The organism is Micromonospora peucetia, assembly GCF_900091625.1.
Classification (GTDB): Bacteria; Actinomycetota; Actinomycetes; order Mycobacteriales; family Micromonosporaceae; genus Micromonospora; species Micromonospora peucetia.
In genome coordinates, this window is record NZ_FMIC01000002.1 from 3,092,393 (window position 1) to 3,110,141 (window position 17,749).

Consider the following 17,749-nt stretch of genomic DNA (forward strand, 5'->3'; position numbering starts at 1 on the left):
GTTGGTCGCCCGATCACAGCCCTACCCGGGCCGCGATCGGGCTGCCCTACCCGGCGCGCGATCGGGCTGCCCGACCGCGATCGGGCTGCCCTACCCGGGACGCGGCCCGGCCGCCTGACCCGGGCCGCGATCGGGCTGCCTGATCCGGGGCGCGGCCCGGCCGCCTGACCCGGAGCACGACGGGGTCGCCTGACCCGGACCACGACCGCAGGCCGCCCGGCCCAGGGCGGGTCGGGCGGCAGCCGCCGTCGGCGGGTCAGGGGCGGGAGTCGCCGTCCTCGGTGTCGTCCGGGCGCCGCTCCGGCTCGCCCGGGGCCTTCTCCTCCGGCCCGCCCGGCGCGCTGAAGTCGAAGCTCTCCAACTCACCGAGATCCCACTCGGACATCGCGAACGCCACCGGGTCGGCGAAGTCGTCGTCGGAGGGGAGCAGGTCGGGGTGGCCCCACAGGGCGTCCCGGCCGGCGATGCCCCGGTGCTCGGTCAGCGCCGCCCAGAGCGCCGCCGCCTCGCGCAGCCGGCGCGGACGCAACTCCAGGCCGACCAGCGCCGCGAAGGTCTGCTCAGCCGGGCCACCGGCGGCCCGGCGGCGGCGGAACGCCTCGCCGAGGCTCACGACGTTGGGCAGCCGGCCGTTCGCCGCGCTGTCCACCACGTGGCACACCCAGCCCTCGACCAGGGCCAGGGCGGTCTCCAACCGGGCCAGCGACGCCTTCTGCGCCGGGCTGTCCTCCGGGGTGAAGATGCCCTCCAACGCGATCGCCTGCATCGACTCCGGGTCGGTCGGGTCGACCCGGCCCATCGCCTCCTCGATCGCCTCCCGGTTGACCTTGATGCCGGCGGCGTACATCTCCACGGCGTTGAGCACGTGCCCGCGCAGCCACGGCACGTGCTGGAAGAGCCGCTGGTGGGCGGCCTCGCGTAGGGCCACGTAGAGGCGGACCTCGTCCTCGGGCAGCTCCAGGCCCTCGCCGTACGCCCGGATGTTGGCCGGGACCAGTGCGGCCGTGCCGGCCGGGCCGAGCGGCAGCCCGATGTCGCCGGCGGAGAGCACCTCCGCGGCGAGCGAGCCGAGCGCCTGGCCGAGTTGGCCGCCGAAGAGCGCGCCACCGAGGGTGGCGACCATCGACTGCATCGGGCCGAGCTGGGCGCGCGCCTCCGGCGGCACCAGGTCGCCCATCGCGCCGACCATCCGGCTGGCGACCGGGTCGCAGAGCTTGCGCCAGACGTCGAGCGTCTTGTAGATCCACTCGTTGCGGTTCCAGGCCACCGAGGTCTGGATGCCGGAGGGCAGGGCGGAGGCCGGCTCCAGCCACAGGTCGGCGAGCCGCAACGCCTCCTCCACCGCGTTGCGCTCGAAAGGCGACACCGCCGGGTCGCCCGAGGCGGCGAGCTGGCTGGCGGCCACCTGCCGGGCCAGGTCCCAGTTGACCGGCCCGCTGCCCGACGCGGAGAGCAGGTGCTGCAACTGCGACATGAACTGCTGCATCTGCGCGGGATCGTTGGGGTCTGGTGGTTGCCCACCGGGGAGCGCGAAACCGAACGGAATATCAGGCACGACGTCTACGGTACGCGCGCCGCGCCCCAGGTAGCCGCCGCTGGCGTTGCGCTGAGGGCGAAGTCGTGATTCACCCGCCGGACGCCCCGGCCCTGGTCGGTACGCTCTGCCGCATGAGACGTCGCGGCGTGACCGTCCTGGTCGGTGCTCTGCTCACCGCTCTGCTCAGCATCGGCGTGCTCGGCGCGCCCATCCCGTACGTGGTGCTCGGCCCGGGGCCGACCGTCAACACGCTGGGCAAGGAGAACGGCAAGGAGGTCATCCAGGTCACCGGCCGGGAGACATCCACCTCCGCCGGTCAGCTCCGGCTGACCACGGTCGGGGTGCAGCCCACGGTCAAGCTGCGCTCGGCGATCCAGGGCTGGTTCTCCGGCGACGAGGCGGTGGTGCCCCGCGAGCTGGTGTACCCGCCCGGGGAGAGCCGTGAGGAGGTCGAGGAACGCAACGCGGAGGACTTCAAGGTCTCGCAGACCAGCGCGGAGACCGCGGCGCTGCTCGAGCTGGGGTACCCGGTGCAGGTGGTGGTCAAGACCGTCGCCGCCGACGGCCCGGCTGCCGGCGCGCTCAAGCCCGGTGACGTGCTGACCTCGGTCGACGGGCAGCCGGTGCCGCTGGCGGCCCGGCTCACCGAGCTGATCCGGGCGAAGCCGGCCGGGACCGCGCTGGAGATCGGCTACACCCGGGGCGGCACCGCCGCGACGGCGACGGTCACCAGTCGGGAGCAGGACGGCCGCCCTCGCATCGGCGTCGAGATCGAGCAGCAGCAGCCGCACCCGTTCACCCTCAGCATCGACCTGGCGGACATCGGCGGACCGAGCGCCGGCCTGATGTTCGCCCTCGGCATCGTGGACAAGCTGACCACGGAGGACCTCACCGGCGGGAAGGTCATCGCCGGCACCGGCACGATCGACGACTCCGGTCGGGTCGGCCCGATCGGCGGCATCGCCCAGAAGCTGGTGGGCGCGAAGAAAGCCGGCGCGGCGGTCTTCCTGGTGCCGGCGGACAACTGCGCAGAGGCCGTCCGCAACCCGCAGCCCGGGCTGCCGCTGCTGAAGGTCGGCTCGCTGGACGAGGCACTGACCGCGCTGGAGACGCTGCGCGCCGGGGGCCAGCCGACCCGCTGCTGACCGCCGCCGCGTGGGTGGTTCGCCCGGGCTGCGGATCAGCCGGCCTGTGCCGCTTCGGCGTGCGGGGCGAGGACCGGCAGACGTCCCGACGAGCCTGCGCGCCCATCGACGCTTCTGCCATCCGGCGTGGCGCCGGGCAGTCGCCGTGTGACCTTGGACCGACACGTTCAGGAACACCCCGTACTCTGGGTGCCTGGTCGGAGCCGATCATATCGAGCGTGCGGAGCCAACAGTGGTCATGCGTAGCAGCAGCCCCCTGCCGAGGATGAGCCGACGCGGACGCGTCACGATCGGTGTCCTGGTCGGGGTGTTCGTGCTCTTCACCCTGCTCGGCTGGGGTGTCCAGGCGTGGACGGACTGGCTGTGGTTCGACGAGGTTCGTTACACCGGGGTCTTCACGGGGGTGCTGACGACCCGGCTGGTGCTCTTCCTCGCCGTCGGTCTGGGCATGGCGGCGATGGTCGGCGGGAACCTCTGGCTGGCCCAGCGGCTGCGCCCCCGACTGCGCCCGCACTCGCCGGAGCAGGTCACCCTGGAGCGTTACCGGATGCTGCTGAGCCCCCGGCTCGGCCTGTGGATCTCGCTGCTCGCCGTCGTGGTCGGCCTCTTCGCCGGGCTGTCGGCGCAGAGCCGGTGGAACCAGTGGCTGCTCTTCCGTAACGGCGGGGACTTCGGCGTGAAGGACCCCGAGTTCGGCATCGACGTCGGCTTCTACGTCTTCCAGTTGCCGTTCCTGCGCTACCTGCTCGGGGTGGGTTTCACCGCGGTGGTGCTCTCCGTGATCGGCGCGCTCGCCGTGCACTACATCTTCGGCGGCGTCCGGCTGCAGGGTGTCGGCGACCGGATGACCAACGCCGCCCGCGCCCACCTGAGCACGCTCGTCGCGGTCTTCGTCCTGCTCAAGGCGCTCGCGTACGTGCTGGACCGGCGGGCGATGCTGCTGGAGTACGGCGACGGACCCGTCTACGGCGCCGGCTACGCCGACGTCAACGCGCTGCTGCCGGCCAAGGAGATCCTCGCCTACATCTCCATCGTGGTGGCCATCGCGATCATCGTCTTCTCCAACGCCTGGATGCGGAACCTGGTCTGGCCGGGCATCTCGCTCGCCCTGCTGGGCGTCTCCGCGGTCGCCATCGGCGGCATCTACCCCTGGGCGGTGCAGACCTTCGAGGTCAAGCCCAGCGCGAAGGAGAAGGAGGCGCCGTTCATCGAGCGCAGCATCACGGCCACCCGTGCCGCGTTCGGTCTGACGGCGGCCACCACCACGCCGTACGCGGCGAGCAACCTGACCCCACCGGCGAGCCTGGCCACGGACACCTCCGTGGTGCCGAACATCCGGCTGCTCGACCCGCAACTGGTCTCCGAGACGTACACCCAGCGCCAGCAGGTCCGGCAGTTCTACGACTTCGGCGAGAAGCTGGACGTCGACCGGTACGGGGTCAACGGCAAGGTGCAGGACTACGTGGTCGGCCTCCGCGAGGTCAACTACCGGCAGCTGACCCCCCAGCAGAACACCTGGATCAACCGGCACACCGTCTACACCCACGGCTACGGGCTCGTGGCGGCGCCCGGCAACCGGGTGGTCTGCGGCGGCCAGCCCTTCTTCGTCTCCGGCTTCCTGGGCGACCCGCAGGAGCAGCAGAAGGAGCAGGGCCAGCAGCAGACGAGCGAGCAGTGCGCCGCGCAGACCGAGCAGATCGCGGCGAAGCAGCCCCGTGTCTACTACGGCGAGCGGATGGACTCCAGCGACTACGCGATCGTCGGCCAGAGCGACCCGGAACGGAAGGCGGAGTTCGACCGCCCGGTCGGCGAGGGCGGCGAGTCCTACACGTACACCGGCGAGGGTGGCGTCGAGATCGGCTCGTTCCCGCGCCGGCTGCTCTACGCGATCAAGGAGCAGGAGTCGAACTTCCTGCTCTCCGACGCGGTCAACGACGACTCCAAGCTGCTCTACGTGCGCAACCCCCGGGACCGGGTGGAGAAGGTCGCCCCGTTCCTCACCCTCGACGGCGACCCGTACCCGGCGGTGGTGGACGGCCGGATCCAGTGGATCATCGACGGCTACACGACGGCGGCGACCTACCCGTACGCCGAGCGGGTCAACCTCCAGGAGCAGACGGCCGACGAGTTGACCGGTCGGGGCACCTTCCAGCTCGCCCGGGAGAACGTCAACTACATCCGCAACTCCGTGAAGGCCACCGTCGACGCGTACGACGGCACGGTCCGGCTCTACGAGTTCGACGAGACCGACCCGGTGCTCAAGGCCTGGAACAAGGCGTTCGGCGGTGACCTGGTGGTGCCGAAGTCGGAGATCCCGGCGGAGCTGGCCGAGCACTTCCGCTACCCGAGCGACCTGTTCAAGGTGCAGCGCAACCTGATGACCCGGTTCCACGTGACGGATCCCGGTGCCTTCTACTCGGAGACGGACTTCTGGCAGGTGCCGAACGTGCCGGACGCCCCCGACACCGGCCAGAAGCAGCCGCCCTACTACCTCTACACGCAGTTCCCCGGCCAGGACTCGGCCCGCTTCCAGCTCACCTCGGCGGTCACTCCGAACGGCCGGGAGAACCTCGCCGCGCTGATCTCCGGGTCGTACGTTGACGGGCAGCCGAGGCTGGAGGTGCTCGACCTGCCCGACCAGACCCGGGTATCCGGCCCGGTGCAGGTGCACCAGTCGATGACCAACAACGCCAACATCCGGCAGCAGCTCAACCTGTTGCAGTCCCAGCAGGCCCAGGTGCAGTACGGCAACCTCCTCTCCCTGCCGTTCGGCGACGGCATGCTCTACATCGAGCCGGTCTACGTGAAGACCGCCGCGCAGAACGCGCCGCCGCTGTTGCAGCGGGTGCTGATGTCCTACGGCGACGGCGGCTCCTACGTGGTGCTGGCCAACAACGTGGCCGACGGCATCAAGCAGCTCGTCGAGCAGGGCAAGCAGGCCGCGGCCCCGGGCACGCCGCCGCCGGCCGGTGGCACCCCGCCGCCGGCCGGTGGCACCCCGCCCGGCGGAACCGCGCCCCCGATGACCGGTGAGCTGGCCGAGGCGGCGACCCGCGTCCAGACCGCCATCACGGAGGTCCGGGCCGCGCAGACCTCGGGTGACTTCGAGCGGTACGGGCGCGCGTTGAAGGCGCTGGACGAGGCGCTCACCGCCTTCCAGCAGGCCCAGCGGGCCGCCAGCACCCCGGCCCCCGGGGCCAGCGCTCCGGCGGCCTCCCCGTCGCCCGGCGGCAGCGCGCCGGCATCCCCGGCACCGGGCGGCAGCGCCACACCCACCCCGGGCGGCTGACCCGCGCCACTCCCGGCAGCGCCCCCGGCACACGGACCGATCCGGTCCCGACGCCGGGGGCGCTGTCGCGTTCACGACGACCGGCCGGGCACCCGCAACCCGCCGCCCCGTGCTGCCGTCTCTCCTGCAAGAGGCGGGTACGACCGGGGAGCGTGGGTCGGGGACATGAGAGACGCGACGAGCTTCGACGAGTTCTACCGGAGCACCTCCCGGCGGATGCTCCGCTACGGCCACGCCGTGGCCGGTGACCACACCGAGGCGCAGGACCTGGTGCAGGAGGCGTACGCCCGGGCCTGGCGGCAGTGGGGGGCGCTGGCCGCCCACCCGGCGCCGGAGGCCTGGCTGCGGCTGGTGGTCGCCCGGCTGGCCACCGACCGGTGGCGCCGGTTGCAGGGCTGGCGCGCGGCGCTGAGCCGCACCGGCCCGCCCGAGCCGGTGCTGCCGCCGAACGAGGATGCCGTGCTGCTGGCGGGCGCGCTGCGCCGGCTGCCGGCCGCCCAGCGGCAGGCGCTCGCCCTGCACTACCTCTTCGACATGTCGGTGCGGGACATCGCCCGGGAGACGCAGGTGCCCGCCGGCACCGTGAAGTCCTGGTTGTCGCGGGGGCGGGCGCGGCTGGCCACGCTGCTGCCCGGCCTGCCCGCCGAGGAGTTGGAGGCGAACGATGTCGCGTGAACTGTCCGATCTCTACCGGTCGCTCGCCGAGGATGCCGACGGCCGCAGCCTGGCCGGCCCCGGGGGCCTGCGCAGGCGTGCCGACCGACGGGCCCGGCGCCGGATCACTGGTGCCGCGCTCGGAACGGCACTGCTGGTCGGTGGGCTGGCGACCGGCACCGGGCTGGTGCTCGCCGAGGAGCGCGGTCCCGTTGCGCCGCCCGCCGCCGTCCCGCCGCAGGCGACCGTACCGGCGTCGCCGGCCGCGTCCGCACCGCCGAACGCCACGACTCCGTCCAGCGGCCCGCCCCGGGCGACGGGCACGCCCGCGGCGACGGCGGGAGGCACCGGCGCCGCACCGCCGCGGGCACCCCGCTCCGTACCGGATCGGGCGTTCTTCGTCCAGGCGGCCGGGAACCGGACGGGCATGGAACCGGCCTTCCGGGACACCGACGCGCTGCCGGCGCTCTGTGACGCCCGCTACCGCAGCGACGCCGGGATCGTGCAGCGCCGCACCCGCAACCTGGCCTACAAGCTGCCCCCGACCCCACCGGGGTACGTCCCGGACGGCAGCTACGCGCACACCATCACCCTCTACCGGCCGGGGCGGGCCGACGAGTTCCTTCGCGAGCTGCGGGCGGCGGTGCGGGACTGCCCCGCGCAGCCCGGGGTGGGCGGCGGCAACGCGTCGACCTCCCGACTGCGGCTGCTGGCCGATGACGGCTTCGGCGACGGGTCGGTGCTGTTCGAGATCCGGACGCCGGCCCGGGACGTCGACGGCAACCCCACGGGCGGCGACGAGGTCCGGCTGGTCCGGGCGATCAGGGTCGGCGACGTGGTGACCGTGCTCTGGGAGCAGGGCTGGGAGGGCACCTCGTCGACGCGGGCCCAGGTCGACATCGACAGTCGACGGGCGGTGGACGCGATCGAGGACTGGCTGCGCTGAGGGGTGTGCCGCCCGGGCCGGATTTCGGACCCGGGCGGCCGGCCACCGGGGTCGTTTTGCGGCGACGGGGGTAGGTGGGATACCGTATAGAAACCGACGCGGGGTGGAGCAGCTCGGTAGCTCGCTGGGCTCATAACCCAGAGGTCGCAGGTTCAAATCCTGTCCCCGCTACCACGATCGGAACGGCTCCGAGGATATCTCCTCGGAGCCGTTCCGCTTTCCACGACCGCCTGCCTCGCGACCGTCGGCCGCCCGCCTCGCGGGTCTGGTGTCGGCCTTGCCCGGTGTATGCCGGAGCGTCCGCGCCTCCCGCCGGCGTGCTGCCGTCGCCGTCCTTCAACGTTCCGGATCGTCCGTGGATTGTGTGGCCCCGGTCACTTCTCGCGGAAATCTTCGCCTGATGTGGCGGGGAACCGGGCGTCGAGTGATGGGCGACGGGCTGCGGGTCGTGGGCGCACTGCGACGGCTGGCAGGCTGTTTGCGCTGGTCGGGGGCGGTGGCCTCAGTCGGTTGGGGGGTCCGCTGATCATCGCGACGTCGGGTGCGCTACTGTTAACGAGCCGACGCGGGGTGGAGCAGCTCGGTAGCTCGCTGGGCTCATAACCCAGAGGTCGCAGGTTCAAATCCTGTCCCCGCTACCACGATCGGAACGGCTCCGAGGATATCTCCTCGGAGCCGTTCCGCATTTCCGGGCTCCGACGTCGCCGTCTGCACCTGCCGGCTGCGCACCCCACCGGAGCATCGGGCCGGGCCGACCGGCGGGGCCGTCGCCGGACCCGGCGGTACGTTCCCGGGCCGACCGACGTGCCGAGGTTGCGGTTGTCGGCGAGGATGTGGACATGTCTTCTTTTGGTAAGTGGTGGGGCCGGTTGACCGCCGTCCTCGGTGTTGTCGTGTTGTCGGTGTTCGTGCCCGTCGCGGCCTGGGCGTCCACCGGCACTGGTGAGCTCGTGGTGGAGGCCGCGCGGCGGCGGCGCGGTGGCGGGTTCGGCTTCATCGGCCTGCTCTGCTGCCTGGTCGTGGTCGCCGGCGTCGTCTTCCTGTTGCTGCGCATGATGCGCAACCGCCGGGGCGGCCCGCCGCGCTGAGTCGCGGCACCGCCGCCGAGCCGGCCCGAGGCAGCACGCTGCGGCCCCATCGCGCCGCGCCGGGAGCACCACGCCCCGGTTACCACCGCGCCGCCCCAGGCTGGAGCCGCACGCCCCGGTACCCGTCGGGTGCTGCCTTCGCGGCGACTGGGCCTATCCGGCCAGCGCGGCGTTCGCCTGGGCCATGAAACGGGCCGTGGCCGCCCGGGTGCCGGCCGCGCCGCCACGGACGTTCTCGGCGGCCTCCAGCAGCAGCGCCCGCACCCGGGGATGGCCCTGCGGCGGTGGGTTGGGCGCCGGCCCCAGCCGGTTGGCCAGCGCGGTGCCGAGGGCCGCCGCGCGCCGCTGCGTCGGATCGGTGATGCCGGCCTCGACGTAGCTGCGCACGGCGAGGCTGGGGCTGAGCCCGCGCTCGTGACCGAGCACGGCGCCCGCCTCGCCGTTGCCGGTCAGGAAGTTGATCACGTCCGCGACCAGGGCGGGTTGCCGGGTGCCCCGGAAGGCCGCCCAGTACATCGACGCCCGGTGCCACTGTGCCCCCGGAGGACCTGGCAGGGCGGCCAGGCCGAGTTCGGTGTCGGTGAGCCGCTGGAGTTCCGGCAGTTGGTGTGACCAGGCGAACGAGGCGGCAGTGGCGCCGGTGACCACGAGCTGCCGGGCCGGTTCGCCGCCGTCGGCCTGCTCGACCAGGGCGGCACTCGGGGTGGCCCGGCCGGACCGGGCGCGACGCCACAGCTCGAACCACTCGATCAGCGCGTCGGCACCGAAGCCGAGCTGTCGATCCCGGTAGAGCTCGTCGCCCCGGCCGCGCAGCCAGAGCCAGAATGCCCGGTAGTCGCCGGACGGGTCCATCGTGCCGGCCACCCGGCCCTCGCCGGCCCGGGTGACCCGCCCCGCCCAGGCGACGTACTCGGCCCAGGACATTCCGGTGCTCGGCTCGGGCAGCCGCAGCCGGCGCAGCAGCGTGCGGTCGTAGACCACGGCGGCGGCGGTCTGCGCCGCGGCGACGCCGACCGTGCGCCCGTCGACCTGCCCGTACCGGACCAGGCCCGCGGGCAGGGTGCGCAGGTCCAGGCGGTGGTCGGCGACGTACTCGCTGAGGTCCAGGACGATCTCGCGGCGGGCGTACTCGGTGAGCATGCTGTCGTCGAGCTGGATCAGGTCGGGCACGTTGCCGCCCACGGCCTGGGTGGCCAGCCGGTCGTAGTAGCCGTCGGGGCCCTGCCAGGTGACCCGGAAGCCGACGCGGGGGTTGCGGTCGGTGTAGAGCCGCAGCACCCGTTCGGTGAGCTCGGCCCGCTTCGCCCCGCCGTACCAGAACACCGACAGCTCGACCGGCTCGGTCTGCACCGGGGCCGCCCGGTCCTCGCCGCACCCGGTGAGCCCGCCGGTGGCGAGCACCGGGGCGCCCAGCAACGCGGCGAGCAGCCGCCGCCGGCCCGGATCCGCTCCGGCGCGGAGCAGCGGGGAACGGACAGCGGACACGAAAACTCCTGGCGGACCGGTGGGGCGGGCGGCCGGATCATTCACGCAGGCGTCGCGGGAGGGTGTCAACGTACGTCCGGCCACACCGCGGTGCCCCAGCCGTACGCATCGATGCCAGCGGCCACCGGGGGAGGCCGTACGCGGCCCGCATGGTGTACTAACGCGCGTGGAACTTCTGCACTCGGGCAAGGTCAGGGACGTCTACGCCGACGGCGAGGACCTGATCCTGGTCGCCTCCGACCGCATCTCGATCTACGACGTGGTGCTGCCGACGCCGATCCCCGACAAGGGCAAACTGCTCACCGCGCTCTCCCTGTGGTGGTTCGAGCAGTTGGCCGACGTGGTGCCGAACCATGTCATCTCCGCCACCGACGTGCCGGCGGAGTTCGCCGGTCGGGCGATCCGCTGCCGGCGGCTGGAGATGGTTCCCGTCGAGTGCGTCGCCCGGGGCTACCTGACCGGCGGCGGCCTGAAGGACTACCAGCGCACCGGGGCGGTTTCCGGCGTCGAGCTGCCGCGCGGCCTGGTCGAGGCGTCCATCCTGCCCGAGCCGATCTTCACCCCGTCGACCAAGGCGCCGGTGGGTGAGCACGACGAGCCGATCACCTTCGCCGAGGTGGTGGACAAGGTCGGCGCCGAGACCGCCGAGCGGCTGCGCCGGATCACGATCGACGTCTACCGCCGGGGCGCCGAGCTGGCCGCCGACCGGGGCATCCTGGTCGCCGACACCAAGATCGAGCTGGGCTGGGCGCCGGACGGCACCCTGACCGTCGGCGACGAACTGCTCACCTCCGACTCGTCCCGGTTCTGGCCGGCGGAGTCGTACCAGCCGGGCCGGGCGCAGTTCTCCTACGACAAGCAGTACGTCCGGGACTGGGCGGTGCAGAGCGGCTGGGACAAGCAGGCCCCGGCGCCCGAGGTGCCGGCCGAGGTGGTCGAGGCGACCCGGGCCCGCTACGTGGACGTGTACGAGAAGCTCACCGGCAACCGCTGGAACTGAGCCCGCACGGCGGTCAGTTCTCCCAGTCGAGGGTGCGCTGGACGGCCTTGCGCCAGTTGCGCAGCTCCCGCTCCCGGTGCGCCGGCTCCATCGTCGACTCCCACTGCGCGTCGGAGCGCCACTGGCCGCGCAGCGTCGCCAGGTCCGGCCAGAAGCCGACCGCCAGGCCGGCCGCATACGCGGCACCGAGGCAGGTGGTCTCGGTGATCCGGGACCGGACCACCGGCACGTCGAGCACGTCGGCGAGGAACTGCATCAGCAGCCGGTTGGCCGTCATCCCGCCGTCCACCCGGAGCCGGCGCAGCGCTACGTCGGAGTCGGCGTTCATCGCGTCGACCACCTCGCGGGTCTGCCAGGCCGACGCCTCCAGCGCCGCCCGGGCCAGGTGCCCCTTCGTGATGTAGCCGGTCAGGCCGGCGATCACCCCGCGTGCGTCGCTGCGCCAGTGCGGGGCGAACAACCCGGAGAAGGCCGGCACGACGTAACAGCCGCCGTTGTCGTCGACGGTGCGGGCCAGCTCCTCCACCTCGGGCGCGGTGGAGATCAACCCGAGGTTGTCGCGCAGCCACTGCACCAGCGAACCGGTGACCGCGATCGCCCCCTCCAACGCGTACGCGGCGGGCTGGCCGTGGATGCGGTAGGCGACCGTGGTGAGCAGGCCGTGGGTGGAGGGGACCGGGCTGGCACCCGTGTTGAGCAACAGGAAGGCGCCGGTGCCGTAGGTGCACTTGGCCTCGCCCGGCTGGAAGCAGGTCTGCCCGAACAGGGCGGCCTGCTGGTCACCGAGCGCGCTGGCCACCGGCACCCCGGCCAGCACCCCGGTGGCCTCCCCGTAGACCTCGGCGGAGCTGCGGATCTCCGGCAGCATCGCGGCCGGCACACCCATCGCGTCGAGCAACTCCGGGTCCCAGTCGAGGGTGGCCAGGTCCATCAGCAGGGTGCGGCTGGCGTTGGTCACGTCGGTGACGTGCCGGCCGGTCAGCTTCCAGATCAGCCAGCTGTCCATCGTGCCGAAGAGCACCTCGCCGGCCTCGGCGCGCCCACGCAGCCCGTCGACGTGCTCCAGCAGCCAACGCAGCTTCGGCCCGGCGAAGTAGGTGGCCAGCGGCAGCCCGGTGCGGGAGCGGAACCGTTCCTCGCCGTACGCCTGATCCAGCTCGCGCAGCAGCGGCCCGGTGCGGGTGTCCTGCCAGACGACGGCGTTGGCCACCGGGCGGCCGGTGGCCCGGTCCCAGACGAGCGTGGTCTCCCGCTGGTTGGTGATGCCCACGGCGGCGAGGCCGGCGGCGTCGGTGCCCGCGGCGTGCAGCGCCTCCCGGACCACCCGCTGCACGTTGTCCCAGATCTCCTCGGCGTCGTGCTCCACCCAGCCCGGCCGGGGGAAGATCTGCCGGTGCTCCCGCTGGGCCACGGAGACGATCTCCCCGGCCCGGTCGAAGACGATGCACCGTGAGGAGGTGGTGCCCTGGTCGATGGCGGCGACGTACTGGGGGGTCACGGCAGCACCGTACCCGGACCGGCCGCCTTCCGCCTTCCGCCGGCCGACCGGGCCCGGCCCGGTTCCCGTCCGTACGATGTGCAGACGTGCGTGACATCGCCGTTTTCAGTGGAACCGCCCATCCCGAACTCGCCGCCGAGATCTGCGCCCATCTCGGCGTGCCGCTACATCCGGTACGGGTGTCCCGGTTCGCCAACGACTGCCTGGAAGTGCAACTACAGGCCAACTGCCGGGAGCGGGACGTCTTCCTGATCCAGCCGCTGGTGCCGCCCGTGCAGGAGAACCTGGTCGAGCTGCTGCTCATGATCGACGCTGCCCGGGGCGCCTCGGCCGGCCGGATCACCGTGGTGCTGCCGCACTACGCGTACGCCCGGTCGGACAAGAAGGACGCGCCGCGCATCTCGATCGGCGGACGGCTCGTCGCCGACCTGCTCACCTCGGCGGGCGCGGACCGGGTGCTGGCGATGACCCTGCACTCGCCCCAGGTGCACGGCTTCTTCAGCGTGCCGGTCGACCACCTGCACGCGCTACGTGAGCTGGCCGACCACTTCACCCGCTACGACCTGAGCAACACGGTGGTGGTCTCGCCGGACCTCGGCAACGCCAAGGAGGCGGCGGCGTTCGCCCGGCGGCTCGGCACCCCGGTGGCCGCCGGGGCGAAGCAGCGGTTCAGCGACGACCGGGTCAAGATCAGTGCGGTGATCGGCGACGTGGCCGACCGGGACGTGATCGTGCTCGACGACGAGATCGCCAAGGGCAGCACGGTGATCGAGCTGATGGAGCACCTGCGCGAGCGGAAGGTCCGCTCGATCCGGCTGGCCTGTACGCACGGCCTCTTCTCCAGTGGCGCGTTGCAGCGGCTGAGCGAGCAGGAGGGTGTGCTGGAGATCGTCTGCACCAACACGGTGCCGATCCCCGCCGACAAGCGGGTGCCGAAACTGGAGATCCTCTCCGTGGCGCCGGCCCTGGCCGAAGCGATGCGCCGCATCCACAACGGCGAATCCGTGAGCACCCTCTTCTCCTGACCCGCCCCCGCGCCCCGCCCCGCCCCGCGCGCGTCGGCGATCTTGCACTTTTGGCCCTCCGTATGGGCGCTCTGTCCAGGTTTGTCGGGGCAGAAACTGCAAGATCGCGGGGGCGGGGATCGCGGGCCAGGGGTGGGCGGGGATCGCGGGCACGGGGACGAGGTGCGCGGGGGCCGAGGTGTACGGGGTGGGGTGAAGGTGCGGGGGTGTGGGTGGGTCAGCCCCGGCGGTGGCGGGCGGTGTGTTGCGGGGCTGCGACGGCGGTGCTGATGCGGACCGTCGTGCCGTTCGTGCCGGTCTCGACGTCCATGCTGTCGCTCATCTCCCGGGCCAGCCAGAGGCCCCACCCGCCGGCGGTGTGCGCGGCGGGGCGGCTCCGGTCGCCCAGCCGCTGCGTGCTGATTCCCTGCCCGTGGTCGGATACCTCGCAGAACAGCTGACCCGACTGCCGCCACATTCGCAGCCAGCCCCGTCCGCCGCCGTGCCGGACCGCGTTGGTGATCAGCTCGTTGACCGCCAGCACGAAGTCGTCCAGGCGCTGCCCGCTCAGTCCTACCGCATGCGCACATGAGGTGACCGAGTGGCGAAGCTCGGTCACCTGAGCCTGCTCGAAGGCTTCGGCGATGAGAAGGGAGGGTTCGATGGGCACAACCGTACGCTGTGCACCGGGTTCCGCATTCGTCATGGCCCCGTCCCGACAGCGGATCGCGGAGATTTTCGCGGCTTTTCTACCGTACGTCAGGATTTTCCGGAGCGCATCCGCCGGCCCACCGGCCGGTCCGCCGGCTGTGGCATGGTGACGGGCGTGCCGACGCCGCCCGGTGGTTTCGAGGTCCCGCTCTGGCGGGCGATCGCCGTGTTCCGGGTCGCCTCCCTGGCGTACGTCTGCGTGCTGGCGCTCCGGGACGCCGACCGGTACGCCCATCCGCTCGCTGCCGGCGGTCTGGTCCTGCTGATGGCGGCCTGGACCGGCGTGACCGCCGTCGGCTACGCCGACCCGACGCGCCGGGGCTGGCCGCTGCTCCTGGCGGACCTGGGGGTCGTCCTCGGCATCATGCTGGCCACCCCGTGGGTGATCGGACGGGCGGCGCTCGCCGCCGGTGTGCCCACCCTGGCGGTGGCGTGGCTGGCCGGTCCGGTGCTGGCCTGGGCGGTCTCCGGCGGTCGGCGCCGGGGGACCGTCGCGGCCCTGGCGCTCGGCGCGGCGGACCTCGCCACCCGCGAGCGGATCGGCCAGTCGTCGCTCACCGGGGTGATTCTGCTGCTGCTCGCCGGGGTGGTGGTCGGGCACGTCGCCCGGCTGGCCGTGACCGCCGAGGAGCGGCTGCACCGGGCGGTGGAGTTGGAGGCCGCCTCCCGGGAACGGGAGCGGCTGGCCCGGGACATCCACGACTCGGTGCTCCAGGTGCTCGCGTTGGTGCAGCGGCGCGGCGCCCACCTGGACGGCGAGGCAGGTGAGCTGGCCCGGCTCGCCGGGGAGCAGGAGGCCGCGCTGCGTGCCCTGATCGGCGGCGCCGCGCCGGTCGGGGCCACCGCCGACGGCAGGTCGGTGGACCTGCTCGGGCTGCTCGGCCGGTACGCCTCGGCGACGGTCTCGCTGTCCGCACCGGCCACCCCGGTGCCGCTGCCCGGACGGATCGCGCACGAGTTGGCCGCCGCGACCGCCGCCGCCCTGGACAACGTGGCCCGGCACACGGACGGGCGGGCCTGGGTGCTGGTCGAGGACGAGGGGGCGACGGTGACCGTGTCGATCCGCGACGAGGGGCCGGGGTTCCCGGACGGCCGGCTGGAGGAGGCCGCCGTCGAGGGGCGGCTCGGCGTCGCCCGGTCGATCCGGGGCCGCCTCACCGACGTCGGCGGGACCGTGCGGATCACCTCCGCTCCGGGCGTCGGCACCGAACTGGAACTGACCGTCCGGAGGGAGGACCCGTGACCGGTGTACGGGTGATGGTGGTGGACGACCACCCGATGTGGCGGGAGGGGGTGGCCCGGGACCTCGCCGAGGCCGGGCATGTCATCGTCGCCACCAGCGGCGAGGGTCGGCAGGCCGTCCGGGTGGCCGCCGCAGCCCGGCCCGACGTGGTGGTCCTCGACCTGCAACTGCCGGACGTCTCGGGAGTGGAGGTGATCCGCGGGCTACGGGCCGTGCTGCCGCAGGTGCGGGTGCTGATGCTCTCGGCCAGCGGCGAGCAGCAGAGCGTGCTGGACGCGGTGAAGGCGGGTGCCACCGGCTACCTGGTGAAGTCGGCCGCCCCGGCGGAGTTCCTGGAGGCGGTGCGCCGGACGGCGGCGGGGGAGCCCGTCTTCACGCCCGGCCTGGCCGGGCTGGTCCTCGGCGAGTACCGCCGGCTCGCGGCCGACCCGGGAGGGGCCGGCCCGGCCGCCGGGCGGGACGCCCGGGGCGTCGGTTCGGCGCCCCGGCTCACCGACCGGGAGACCGAGGTGCTGCGCCTGGTGGCCAAGGGGATGTCCTACAAGCAGATCGCCGAGCGGCTCGGGCTGTCTCACCGTACGGTGCAGAACCACGTGCAGAACACGCTCGGCAAGCTTCAGCTGCACAACCGGGTGGAGCTGACCCGGTACGCGATCGAGCGGGGCCTGGACGACTGAGGGGCCGCCGGGGAACCTCCCCCCGAAGGGTTCCCCGACAGCCCCGGCCACTCAGACCGAGTGTGGCGGTCGCGTCTCGTGGATGGCCAGTTCCTCGGCGCTCGCGCCACCGCCGGCCGAACCCGCGTCGTACGCCACCGAGTCGGTCTCCTGGTCGGTGTGCGCCCCCTCGTCCGGTTCGACGAGCCGGCCGACCTGGCCGTCGGCGACCGTGCCGAGCCTGCCGTGGTCGTAGACGGAGACCGGCGAGTTCGGGTCGGAGGTGGGGCCGGGGTCGATCACGTCCGCGTCGAGCTGGGCCTGCGCCGCGGCCTCCTCGCTGTCGGCCTCGGCGGCGATGTCCGGGTCGACGGGCCCGGCCAGCGGGTCGTCGGCCGGGCGTTCGAGCTGCTCCCGGTCGAGCTTGTAGTCCAGCGACTCGCCGTCGAGCTGCTCCTCGGCGGTGGTCCCGAACCGGTCCACCGCGACCGGCGTCCGGTCACCGGGCAACTGGGCCGGCTCCGGGCCGTCCGCCTCGCGCCCGGTCAGGACGTCGTCGTTGGCGCTCGAGTCGTCGTCGGCGGTGTCGGGCAGGCCCTCCGCCTCGGGGTCGGACACGGGGGTCGGGTACTCGTCGTCGCGCATGGCAGATCACTACCCACTGCCCTCCCGGCATAACCGGTACCGCCCGTGGCCATCAGGGCGAAAGGGGCACGTCGGGGGACGGAAGGGCCGGATCGGGGCGGCGGGCCGCGGCCTCGTCGTCGGCGTGCAGCACACACCAGACGACCTTGCCGTCCGGGACCCGGCTGCTGCCCCAGCTACGGGCGACGGTGTCGATCAGCAGCAGGCCCCGCCCGCCCGCGGTGTCCAGCGGGGCCGACCCGGTGAACGTCGGCTGCCGGGACGAGTGGTCGCGTACCGCCAGGTGCAGGGTGTCGTTCCGGGGCGCCAGGCGGACCGTCATCGTGGTGTGCGCGTGGGCGACGACGTTGTTCACCATCTCGGTGACCGCGATGCAGGCCGGCTCGACCAGCTCGTGCAGGTTCCAGCGGTCACACCCCTCGGCCACGAGCTGCCGGGCCTGCCGGGCGGCCCCGACGACGGGCGGAAGGTCGGCGCCGACCACCGCGGCCGGCGGCGTGGCGGCCAGCCCGGCCCTCGCCCCGGCCAGGGTGGGCCAGGCCGGCACCCCCTCGACGGCGCCGGTCGGATCACAGAGCAGCAGGTCGGCGGCGGGCCAGTCGCGTATCTCCCGGCGCACCTCGGCGAAGACGCCCCCGGCCACCGGGTCGGCCACCCGCAGGCCGGTGAGGTCGGCGACCACCGGGCCGGGCCGGCCGCAGAGCCGGGCGAGCAGGCCGTCGCGCACCACGTCGACGCCGGACCGGTCGAGCACTCCGGTCAGCCGGACCACCTCGGAGGCCTCGTCGGTCTCCACCCGGCAGCGCACATCGGTCGGCATGATCGCCCCATTGTGCACCGCCGGCCCG

General features: G+C 73.2%; 15 protein-coding genes and 2 tRNA genes. 11 read left to right on the top strand and 6 right to left on the bottom strand.

Translation table 11 applies throughout. The features are described from left to right. Nucleotides 1-256: 256 nt before the first annotated feature. The gene (locus GA0070608_RS14560; protein ID WP_176733721.1) at nt 257-1,555 is read right to left on the bottom strand and encodes a zinc-dependent metalloprotease; all 1,299 of its coding nucleotides are present in this window, start codon (nt 1,553-1,555) and stop codon (nt 257-259) included. A 113-nt stretch (nt 1,556-1,668) separates the two neighbouring features. Between GA0070608_RS14560 and GA0070608_RS14565 the strand changes: the two genes are divergently transcribed. From GA0070608_RS14565 to GA0070608_RS14595, 7 genes are all read left to right on the top strand, one after another. Continuing rightward, entirely contained in the window at nt 1,669-2,682 is a 1,014-nt protein-coding gene (locus GA0070608_RS14565; RefSeq protein ID WP_091635091.1) for a YlbL family protein, read from the top strand. A 238-nt stretch (nt 2,683-2,920) separates the two neighbouring features. Beyond that, nucleotides 2,921-5,971: a UPF0182 family membrane protein gene (locus GA0070608_RS14570; RefSeq protein ID WP_091628195.1), complete on the top strand. Its 3,051-nt coding sequence runs from the start codon at nt 2,921-2,923 to the stop codon at nt 5,969-5,971. Between the two features lie 165 nt (nt 5,972-6,136). Beyond that, the gene (locus GA0070608_RS14575) at nt 6,137-6,646 is read left to right on the top strand and encodes a SigE family RNA polymerase sigma factor (RefSeq protein WP_091628197.1); all 510 of its coding nucleotides are present in this window, start codon (nt 6,137-6,139) and stop codon (nt 6,644-6,646) included. Then, the gene (locus tag GA0070608_RS14580; RefSeq protein ID WP_091628199.1) at nt 6,636-7,571 is read left to right on the top strand and encodes a hypothetical protein; all 936 of its coding nucleotides are present in this window, start codon (nt 6,636-6,638) and stop codon (nt 7,569-7,571) included. Before GA0070608_RS14575 ends, GA0070608_RS14580 begins: the two co-directional genes overlap by 11 nt. Before the next feature lie 97 nt (nt 7,572-7,668). Then, nucleotides 7,669-7,745, top strand: a tRNA-Met gene (locus GA0070608_RS14585). A gap of 390 nt (nt 7,746-8,135) precedes the next feature. Continuing rightward, a tRNA-Met gene (locus GA0070608_RS14590) sits at nt 8,136-8,212 on the top strand. Between the two features lie 198 nt (nt 8,213-8,410). Then, a complete protein-coding gene (locus GA0070608_RS14595) occupies nt 8,411-8,659 on the top strand; it encodes a hypothetical protein (RefSeq protein ID WP_091628201.1) in 249 nt (82 codons plus the stop codon). A 153-nt stretch (nt 8,660-8,812) separates the two neighbouring features. Here the strand turns inward: GA0070608_RS14595 and GA0070608_RS14600 are convergent, their stop codons facing one another. Then, nucleotides 8,813-10,144: an ABC transporter substrate-binding protein gene (locus GA0070608_RS14600; protein ID WP_091628204.1), complete on the bottom strand. Its 1,332-nt coding sequence runs from the start codon at nt 10,142-10,144 to the stop codon at nt 8,813-8,815. Nucleotides 10,145-10,310: 166 nt separating this feature from the next. Between GA0070608_RS14600 and GA0070608_RS14605 the strand changes: the two genes are divergently transcribed. Further along, nucleotides 10,311-11,144, top strand: a complete 834-nt coding sequence (locus GA0070608_RS14605) for a phosphoribosylaminoimidazolesuccinocarboxamide synthase (protein ID WP_091628207.1) — start codon at nt 10,311-10,313, stop codon at nt 11,142-11,144. Between the two features lie 13 nt (nt 11,145-11,157). Here the strand turns inward: GA0070608_RS14605 and glpK are convergent, their stop codons facing one another. Next, complete coding sequence (gene glpK, locus GA0070608_RS14610) at nt 11,158-12,642, bottom strand: glycerol kinase GlpK (RefSeq protein WP_091628210.1); 1,485 nt, start codon at nt 12,640-12,642, stop codon at nt 11,158-11,160. Nucleotides 12,643-12,728: 86 nt separating this feature from the next. Between glpK and GA0070608_RS14615 the strand changes: the two genes are divergently transcribed. Further along, complete coding sequence (locus GA0070608_RS14615; RefSeq protein ID WP_091628212.1) at nt 12,729-13,667, top strand: ribose-phosphate diphosphokinase; 939 nt, start codon at nt 12,729-12,731, stop codon at nt 13,665-13,667. Between the two features lie 217 nt (nt 13,668-13,884). Here GA0070608_RS14615 and GA0070608_RS14620 read toward each other — a convergent pair whose 3' ends face one another. Then, a complete protein-coding gene (locus GA0070608_RS14620; RefSeq protein ID WP_091628214.1) occupies nt 13,885-14,352 on the bottom strand; it encodes an ATP-binding protein in 468 nt (155 codons plus the stop codon). Between the two features lie 120 nt (nt 14,353-14,472). Between GA0070608_RS14620 and macS the strand changes: the two genes are divergently transcribed. Next, complete coding sequence (gene macS, locus GA0070608_RS14625; protein ID WP_245715789.1) at nt 14,473-15,600, top strand: MacS family sensor histidine kinase; 1,128 nt, start codon at nt 14,473-14,475, stop codon at nt 15,598-15,600. A gap of 14 nt (nt 15,601-15,614) precedes the next feature. Beyond that, nucleotides 15,615-16,277 (top strand): response regulator, encoded by a 663-nt coding sequence (locus tag GA0070608_RS14630; RefSeq protein ID WP_091635094.1) that lies wholly within the window; start codon nt 15,615-15,617, stop codon nt 16,275-16,277. Nucleotides 16,278-16,328: 51 nt separating this feature from the next. Here GA0070608_RS14630 and GA0070608_RS14635 read toward each other — a convergent pair whose 3' ends face one another. After that, entirely contained in the window at nt 16,329-16,901 is a 573-nt protein-coding gene (locus tag GA0070608_RS14635) for a DUF5709 domain-containing protein (protein WP_091628219.1), read from the bottom strand. 52 nt (nt 16,902-16,953) lie between these two features. Next, complete coding sequence (locus GA0070608_RS14640) at nt 16,954-17,721, bottom strand: ATP-binding protein (RefSeq protein WP_245715790.1); 768 nt, start codon at nt 17,719-17,721, stop codon at nt 16,954-16,956. Nucleotides 17,722-17,749 lie beyond the last annotated feature (28 nt).